The organism is Frigidibacter oleivorans (assembly GCF_003993775.1).
Lineage (GTDB): Bacteria > Pseudomonadota > Alphaproteobacteria > Rhodobacterales > Rhodobacteraceae > Frigidibacter > Frigidibacter oleivorans.
This window is the reverse complement of sequence record NZ_RJRZ01000014.1, coordinates 85,034-93,499: the sequence shown is the minus strand read 5'-3', so window position 1 is coordinate 93,499 and position 8,466 is coordinate 85,034. Positions and strand designations below refer to the sequence as shown.

The window sequence follows — 8,466 nt, the reverse complement described above, 5'->3', positions numbered from 1 at the left end:
CGGCAGCGCCAGCAGCAGCATCCCCGACCGCGCGCCGCCCAGCCCGAATTCGGCATGGGCGCGCAGGCAGCGCCGCTCGCCCGCCTCCAGCAGCAGCGCCAGCGCCTCGGCCCCCACGGGCGCGCGCAGGCGGAAGCCGGCGGTCCAGGCCTCGTCCGCCGTGCCGGCCAGCGCGGCGGCCAGCGCGTCGAGCGTGCCCTGCGCGGTGTCGCCGCAGATCGCCGCATCGGTCGGCGTGGGCGGTCGCGGCGCGGGGCTGTGCGGGGTCAGCCGCCCCATCATCCGCATCTCGATCAGCCCGGCCATCAGCCCGGGCGACAGCGCGACGATCCCCGTGCCGCCGGCGGGGCCCTCCAGCGCGAAGATCAGCGCCTGCTCGCCCGCCATCTGCGCCAGATCCTCGACCTGCGCGCGGCCGGCCTCCACCCGAGTCACCTGCAGGATCAGGCCCGGGCCCTCTTGCGCGGCGCGGGCGAGCGCCTGCGCCAGCGCGCGGTCGGGGCCGATGCCGCGGGCGGCGGGTGCCGCCGCGGCGGCGATCTTGCGGCGCATCGCCGATGGGGGGGCGCTGTGGCCCGCGCTGTCCCCCGCGCTGCTGCTGTCGGTCATCCGCCTCTCCGCCTGTCGGTCCGGGCGAGCATGGGCGGACGCAGGTTAGCGTCAGGTTGACGCCTCAGGCCGGGGCGGCCCCGGCATCCGCCTCGGCGCCGCGGGAGGGCGGCACTACCGGGCGCGCGGGCAGGCTGACCCGAAAGGCCGCGCCACCCTGGCCCGGCAGATAGGTGATCGCGCCGCCGAGGTTTTCCATGATCTCGCGGCAGATGGCGAGGCCGAGCCCCGCGCCCCCGGCCCGGGTCTGGTCGGTCAGGCGGGCGAATTTCTCGAAGATCAGCGCCTGCGCGGCGGCGGGGATGCCGCTGCCGTTGTCGATGAAATCCACCTCGATCCGGCTGTCGCGCCGCCGGGTGCGGATGGTCAGTTCCGGCCGGGCGGCATCGCAGTATTTCCGCGCGTTGGAGATGACGTTGATGAAGACCTGCACCAGCCGGTCGGCATCGGTGAAGACCGGCATATGTTCGGCCGCCGCATCGCGATGGATGGTGAACGAGCGGTCGGCGCGGGTCGATCCCGCCGCCCGCAGCGCCCGGTCGATCAGGTCGTGCAGGTTCGCCGGCCGCACCGACAGCCGCACCCGGCCGTTTTCCAGCACCGACAGGTCCAGCAGGTCGTCCAGCAGCCGGGTCAGCCGGATCGCCTCGTCATGGATGATGCCGGCATAGCGGGCGAGGTCGGGCGGTTCCAGCCCGCCCTCCATCAGGATTTCCGAAAAGGCGCGGATCGAGGTCATCGGCGTGCGCAGCTCGTGGCTGATCTGGCTGAGGAAGGCATCCTTTTGCACCGACAGCGCGCGCAGCTTGTCATTCGCCTCGGACAGGGCGCGGGCGGTGCGGGCCAGTTCCTCGGACTTGGCCTCCAGCTGGGTGGAATATTCGAGGATCTGCTGCGCCTCGCTCGCCACCGCCATCAGGTCCTGCACCGACACCGCGGCCCCGGCGGCGAATTGCGCGATCATCGCATGGGCGGTGGCCGCGCCCACCGATCCCGCCAGCCGCCGTTCCAGCGCGGCAAAGAAATCCGGCGTGGTGTCGGGCAGGAAGCCCGCCTTGCCCTGCGCCGCCGCCTGCGCCTGAAAGAAATCCTGCGCCTCCTCGGCCCCGATCACGCCCTGCGCCATCGCCAGCAGATCCTCGGCCTCGGCCCCGCCGCGGGTCCAGCCGCGCGCCGGCCCCGCCTGTTCGAAGACATTGACGAAGGCCAGACCCTGCAGCCGTTCCATCGGCGCGGGAAAGGTGACGAGAGAGACGGCACAGAACAGCCCCGCGTTCAGCGCCAGCGACCAGAAGGCCGCGTGCAGCAGCGGGTCTAGCCCCTCCAGCCCGAACAGCGCCTGCGGCCGCAGCCAGGCAATGCCCCAGGGCCCCGCCTGCATCAGCGCCTCGGGCATCAGGTTGCCCGACCCGAAGGAGGGCAGGAACAGCGCATACAGCCAGACGGCGAAGCCCGCGACCAGCCCCGCCGCCGCCCCCGCCCGCGTCGCCCCGCGCCAGAACAGCCCGCCCAGCATCGCGGGCAGGATCTGCGCCACGCCGACGAAGGAGATCAGCCCGATCGCCGCCAGCGCCCCCGACCCGCCCGAGACGCTGTAATAGGCATAGCCGAGCGCCAGCACCCCGGCGATGGACAACCGCCGCGACAGCAGGACCAGCCCGCGCAGGTCGCCGGTCACGACCATCCCCTGCCCCGCCTCCTGCTGCTGGCGCCGCCGGAGCCGCAGCCACAGCGGCAGCACCACATGGTTCGACACCATGGTGGCCAGCGCGATCGCCTCGACGATGACCATGGAGGTGGCCGAGGAAAAGCCGCCGAGGAAGGCCAGCATCGCCAGCGCCCCCTGCTGCTGCGCCAAAGGCAGCGTCAGGACGAAGAGGTCGGGGTTCGATCCCGCCGGCAGCACCGCGAGCCCCACCACCGCGATCGGCACCACGAAGAGGCTCATCAGCAGCAGATACAGCGGAAAGGCCCAGGAGGCGGTGGCGAGGTGGCGTTCGTCGGAATTCTCGACCACCATCACCTGGAACATCCGCGGCAGGGTCAGCACCGCCGCCCCGGCCAGGAACATCAGCCCCGTCCAGCGCCCCGGCGCCATCTGCCAGTCGGCGATGGGCGAGTCCGCGATCCGGTCGAGGATGTCGGCCACGCCCCCCGCCACGCCCCAGACGGTGAACACCCCCACCGCCACCAGCGCCACCAGCTTCACCACCGCCTCCAGCGCGATGGCGGTGACGATGCCCTCGTGGCGTTCGTTGGCGTCGAGGTTGCGGGTGCCGAAGAGGATGGTGAAGAGCGCGAGCCCCCCCGCCACCCACAGCACCGTCGCCCCGCGGTCGGGCAGGCCCCAGCCGGTGGGCAGCGGCCCCGCGAAGACGTTGAAGGACAGCGTCACCGATTGCAGCTGCAGCGCGATATAGGGCGTGGCGGCGACGACGCAGATCGCGGTGACGATGACCCCCAGCAGGTTCGACTTGCCGAAGCGCGACGAGATCAGGTCGGCGATGGAGGTCACGCGCTGCATCCGGCCGATGCGGACCAGCTTGCGCAGCAGCCACCACCAGCCGATCAGCACCAGCGTCGGGCCGAGGTAGATGGTGGCGAATTCCAGCCCCGACCGCGCCGCATAGCCCACCGCGCCATAGAAGGTCCAGGCGGTGCAGTAGATCGACAGCGACAGCGTATAGACCAGGGGCGAGCGCAGCCAGCGCACCTGCCCGCGCCGCGCCGCGCCATCGGCCCAGAAGGCCACGACGAACAGCAGGCACACATAGGCGAGGCAGGCCGCGACCAGCAGGTTGAACGGCACCATCAGTCGCCCCGGAGCGTCGGGCCGGCGGGTTCGGGCGGGTCCGCCTCGTCGCCGATGGCCGGGCGCAGGCGGCGGGCCAGCACGAAGGCCAGCCCGATCAGCAGCGCCCAGACCACGAAGACATAGACGGTGCCGGTGGCGGTGCTGCGCCCCCCGGCCGCGCCCGGCGCGCGCCACAGGATCGGCAGCATCAGCGCCAGCGCGCCGAAGACCGGCAGCAGCCGCGCCGCATCCATCATCCGGCGGCGGCGATAGCTGCGGCGGGCCAGGAACAGCGGTCGCTGGCTTTGCGGCATGGGCTAGCCCCCGACCAGATCGCGCAGCGCCGCCACCACCTCGGCATTGGCGAAGGGCTTGGACAGGAAGCGGTCCGCGCCCGCCTGTTCGGCCGCCTCGCGTTCCCGCCCCTGTCCCCGCGCCGTCAGCATCAGCACCGGCGTCGCGGCCAGCGCCGGATCGGCGCGCAGGTCGGCCAGGATGTCGAAGCCCGAGCGGCCGGGCAGCATCACGTCCAGCACCAGCGCATCGGGCGACAGATCCCGCACCCGGGCCACCGCCGTCGCCCCGTCGCCATGCACGCTGACGCGCCAGCCGTCGCGCGACAGGATGAAGCTCACCGCCTCGGCGATGTTCGGCTCGTCCTCGATCAGCAGCACATGCTTGTCCATGTGTCGTCCCCCCGCCGCCTCTCCCCCGGCGGCGCCCTCAGGACCCGGACTATCGCGCGAAAGGCCGCCCGCGTCAAAGCCCGCGCGGGCGGGTGCCGGGGGAAGTCAGGGGCCGAGCAGCCGGGCATAGAGCCCGTCGAGGAAGCGCGCCGCCTCGGGGAAGGGATCGGCCACTTCCGGCCCCAGCACCGCGCGCACCTGCATGTCGAAATCGGCGTAGTGCTGGGTCAGCGCCCAGATCGAGAAGATCAGGTGATGCGGATCGACCGGCGCGATCCGGCCCTCGGCCTGCCAGCCCCGGATCACCGCCGCCTTCTCGTCCACCAGCCGCTTCAGCTCGCCCTCGATGAAGGGGCGCATCCGCGGCGCGCCCTGCAGGATCTCGTTGGCGAAAAGCCGGCTTTCGCGCGGATAGTCGCGGGCCATCTCCAGCTTGCCGCGCATGTAGCCCATGATCTCGGCCCGCGGATCGCCGGCCGGGTCCAGCCGGCGCAGCGGCTCCAGCCAGGTGTCCAGCAGGCCGGTCAGCAGCTCGACATGCATCGCCTCTTTCGAGGGGAAGTAGTACAGCAGGTTCGGCTTCGACAGGCCTGCCACCTCGGCGATCTGGTCGAGCGTGGCGCCGCGGAAGCCCTGCGCCGAAAACACCTCCAGCGCCGCCTCGAGGATCATCGCGATGTTGCGCTGCTGGATCCGGGTGCGCGACCGCGGCCCCGTCTCTGCGCCATCCTGGCCTGCTGCCTCTGCCGCGTCGTCCTGCATCCGCCCCCCGTCGTCCCGCTCCCGTCGCGCCCTTCCTATCGCGCCCGCCGCGGGGGCGGCAACCTCCCGCCGCCATTGACCGGCATCGCGCGCCTGCTAACCTGACCGCGGCCCGCTGCGGGCCGCCCGGCCGGGTCCGTCCCCGCCACCCCTTCCTGTTGGAGATTTCCCATGGCGCTGGACCGCAACCCCGCCCCGAACGACCTGAACGCCTTCTGGATGCCCTTCACCGCCAACCGCCAGTTCAAGAAGGCGCCGCGGATGCTGGTCGCGGCACAGGACATGCATTACACGGCGGCGGACGGTCGGCAGATCCTCGACGGGACGGCGGGGCTGTGGTGCTGCAATGCCGGCCATTGCCGCCCGAAGATCACCGCCGCGATCCGCGAGATGGCGGGCGAGCTGGACTATGCGCCGGCCTTCCAGATGGGCCACCCCTCGGCCTTCGAGCTGGCCAACCGCCTCGTCGAGATCGCGCCGGAGGGGATGGACCATGTGTTCTACTGCAACTCCGGATCCGAAGCCGTCGATACGGCGCTGAAAATCGCCATCGCCTATCACCGGGCGCGCGGCGAGGGCACCCGGACCCGGCTGATCGGGCGCGAGCGGGGCTATCACGGCGTGGGCTTCGGCGGCATCTCCGTCGGCGGAATCGTCAACAACCGCAAGTATTTCGGCACGCTTCTGAACGGGGTGGATCATCTGCCGCACACGCATCTGCCCGGGCAGAACGCCTTCACGAAGGGCCAGCCGGAACATGGCGCGCATCTGGCGGACGAACTGGAACGGATCGTGGCGCTGCACGGGCCGGAAACCATCGCCGCCGTGATCGTCGAGCCGATGGCGGGATCGACCGGCGTATTGATGCCGCCGAAGGGCTATCTGGAAAAACTGCGCGAGATCAGCACGAAGCACGGCATCCTTCTGATCTTCGATGAGGTCATCACCGGCTTCGGCCGCCTTGGCGCGCCCTTCGCCAGCCAGCATTTCGGTGTCACCCCGGACCTGATCACCTGCGCCAAGGGCCTGACCTCGGGCGTGATCCCGATGGGGGCGGTGCTGACCACGGCCGCGGTGCATGACGCCTTCATGCAGGGGCCGGAACACATGATCGAACTGTTCCACGGCTATACCTATTCCGGCAGCCCCATCGCCTGTGCCGCGGGACTCGCCACTCTGGAAACCTATCGCGAGGAGGGCCTGTTCGAACGGGCCGCCGCGCTGGCCCCCTATTGGGAACAGGCGCTGCATTCCCTGCGCGACCGGCGCCATGTCATCGACATCCGCAACCTCGGCCTGATCGGCGCGGTGGAACTGGAACCGATCCCGGGCGAACCGACGAAGCGCGCCTTCACCGCCTTCCTGAAGGCCTTCGAGAAGGGCATCCTGATCCGCACCACCGGCGACATCATCGCCATGTCGCCGCCGCTGATCATCTCGGAACCGCAGATCGACGAGCTGGTGGGCACGCTGGGCGAGGTTCTGGACGGGCTGGACTGACCGGCGCGCACGGGTCCATCCGCGAAGCGCCCGATTTCGCGGCAGATGCACGATCCGCAAGCGGTGTCGGGGCAGAGAACCCACCCGCGCCCCCGGCGCGGGTGTTGACCGGCGGGACCGGCCATGCAGCATGAAACCTGACCGGATGGTCAGAGACAGATTCGTCGCAGGCGGTTCCGCCAGAGGCCGGAAAGGCCCCCGCCCGACAGGGAGAGAGATGATGCCGGCAGCCGGCCAGAACCTGCGCATCGATTCCGCGCGGCTGTGGGACAGCCTGATGCAGATGGCCGAGATCGGCCCCGGCGTGGCGGGCGGCAACAACCGCCAGACCCTGACCGATGCCGATGCCGAGGGCCGCGCGCTTTTCGCCGACTGGTGCCGCAAGGCCGGGATGACCATGGGCGTGGACCGGATGGGGACGATGTTCGCCACCCGCCCCGGCGAGGACCCCGGGGCGCTGCCCGTCTATGTCGGCAGCCATCTGGACACCCAGCCCACCGGCGGGCGCTATGACGGGGTGCTGGGGGTGCTGGGGGCGCTGGAATGCGTCCGCACGATGAACGACCTCGGCATCCGCACCCGCCACCCCATCGTCGTGACGAACTGGGCCAACGAGGAAGGCGCGCGCTTCGCCCCGGCGATGCTCGCCTCGGGCGTCTTCGCCGGGGTCCATTCGCTCGACTATGCCTATGGCCGCCGCGACCCGGACGGCAAGACCTATGGCGACGAACTGGCCCGCATCGGCTGGCAGGGCGAGGAAGAGGTCGGCGCGCGGAAGATGCACGCCTATTACGAGCTGCATATCGAACAGGGCCCGATCCTCGAGGCCGAGGGCGCGGATATCGGCGTCGTCACCCATTGCCAGGGCCTGTGGTGGCTGGAATTCACCCTGACCGGGCGAGAGGCGCATACCGGATCGACGCCGATGGCGATGCGGGTCAATGCGGGGCTTGCCATGGCGCGGATCCTGGAGATGGTGCAGGAGGTCGCGCTGTCCGAACAGCCCGATGCGGTGGGCGGTGTCGGCCAGATGCGCTTTGCCCCCAACAGCCGCAACGTGCTGCCCGGGCAGGTGGTGTTCACCGTCGACATCCGCAGCCCGGACCAGGTCAAGCTCGACCGGATGCGCGCGGCCATCGAAACGCGCGCGGCCGCGATCTGCGCCGACCTGGGCGTGGCCTGCGCGGTAGAGCCGGTCGGCCATTTCGACCCGGTCACCTTCGCCCCCGAACTGGTCGCCACCGTCCGCCGCGCGGCGGACCGGCTGGGCCTGCCCCATCGCGACATCGTCTCGGGCGCGGGCCACGATGCCTGCTGGGCCGCCAAGGTCGCCCCCGCGACGATGGTGATGTGCCCCTGCGTGGGCGGACTGTCGCACAACGAGGCCGAGGAGATCACCCCCGACTGGGCGGCGAAGGGCACCGATGTGCTGCTGCATGCGGTGCTGGAAACGGCGGGGGTGGTCGCGTGACGCTCGACACCGTTCTCGCCTTCGCCGTGGTCGCGACGCTGCTGATCGTCTCGCCCGGACCGAACAACCTGCTGATCGCCCGCACCGTGCCCACCTCCGGCCGGGCGGCCGGTTTCGCGACCATCGCGGGCTTCGTCACCGCCTTCTTCCTGCATGGCACGCTGGCCGTCTTCGGGCTGTCGGTCCTCCTGCTCAGTTCGGCCACCGCCTTCTTCATCGTCAAGATGCTGGGCGCCGCCTATCTGTGCTGGGTCGGTATCAAGGCGCTGGTGGAGGCCTGGCGCGGCGTGGCCACGATCCGGGTCGCCCCCGCCCGCCGGCCCCGCAGCCTGCGCCGCGCCTATGTCGAGGGTCTGCTGACCAATGCGCTGAACCCCAAGGTGTCGATGTTCTACATCGCCGCCCTGCCGCAATTCCTGCCACCCGAGGCGATGACGCCCGCCAATGTCTATGCGCTGGTGCTCGTGCATTCCGCGCTGAACGCGACCTGGTTCACGCTGATGGTGATGCTGTTCTCGCGCCTCACCGGGGTCGTGACCAGCGGCCGGGTGCAGGCCTGGGTCAAGGGCGCGACCGGCCTCGTCTTCCTCGGCTTCGGGGTGAAGCTCATCAGCCTGAAGCCGTGAACCGCCTGCAAACTGGAA

The 8,466-nt window shown here is 70.8% G+C and carries 7 protein-coding genes and 1 pseudogene; 3 read left to right on the top strand and 5 right to left on the bottom strand.

Features of this window, described 5'->3' with window-relative positions; genetic code table 11:
• The 5 genes and pseudogenes from EEY80_RS15555 to EEY80_RS15535 form a co-directional block, all read right to left on the bottom strand.
• A pseudogene (locus EEY80_RS15555) lies at positions 1–609 on the bottom strand (FliM/FliN family flagellar motor switch protein); the annotation flags it as partial.
• A gap of 64 nt (positions 610–673) precedes the next feature.
• The gene (locus EEY80_RS15550) at positions 674–3,418 is read right to left on the bottom strand and encodes an ATP-binding protein (RefSeq protein WP_164738279.1); all 2,745 of its coding nucleotides are present in this window, start codon (positions 3,416–3,418) and stop codon (positions 674–676) included.
• Positions 3,419–3,420: 2 nt separating this feature from the next.
• Positions 3,421–3,717, bottom strand: a complete 297-nt coding sequence (locus tag EEY80_RS15545) for a hypothetical protein (RefSeq protein WP_126977990.1) — start codon at positions 3,715–3,717, stop codon at positions 3,421–3,423.
• 3 nt (positions 3,718–3,720) lie between these two features.
• On the bottom strand, positions 3,721–4,089 hold the full coding sequence (locus EEY80_RS15540) for a response regulator transcription factor (RefSeq protein WP_126977988.1): 369 nt from the start codon (positions 4,087–4,089) through the stop codon (positions 3,721–3,723).
• A 105-nt stretch (positions 4,090–4,194) separates the two neighbouring features.
• On the bottom strand, positions 4,195–4,851 hold the full coding sequence (locus EEY80_RS15535) for a TetR family transcriptional regulator C-terminal domain-containing protein (RefSeq protein ID WP_126977986.1): 657 nt from the start codon (positions 4,849–4,851) through the stop codon (positions 4,195–4,197).
• Between the two features lie 171 nt (positions 4,852–5,022).
• Here EEY80_RS15535 and EEY80_RS15530 point away from each other — a divergent pair, with 171 nt between their 5' ends.
• The 3 genes from EEY80_RS15530 (at position 5,023) to EEY80_RS15520 (ending at position 8,448) form a co-directional block, all read left to right on the top strand.
• Positions 5,023–6,351 (top strand): aspartate aminotransferase family protein, encoded by a 1,329-nt coding sequence (locus EEY80_RS15530; protein ID WP_126977984.1) that lies wholly within the window; start codon positions 5,023–5,025, stop codon positions 6,349–6,351.
• A gap of 220 nt (positions 6,352–6,571) precedes the next feature.
• Positions 6,572–7,822 (top strand): Zn-dependent hydrolase, encoded by a 1,251-nt coding sequence (locus EEY80_RS15525; protein WP_126978002.1) that lies wholly within the window; start codon positions 6,572–6,574, stop codon positions 7,820–7,822.
• Positions 7,819–8,448, top strand: a complete 630-nt coding sequence (locus EEY80_RS15520) for a LysE family translocator (RefSeq protein ID WP_126977982.1) — start codon at positions 7,819–7,821, stop codon at positions 8,446–8,448. Before EEY80_RS15525 ends, EEY80_RS15520 begins: the two co-directional genes overlap by 4 nt.
• The last annotated feature ends 18 nt before the right edge of the window (positions 8,449–8,466 follow it).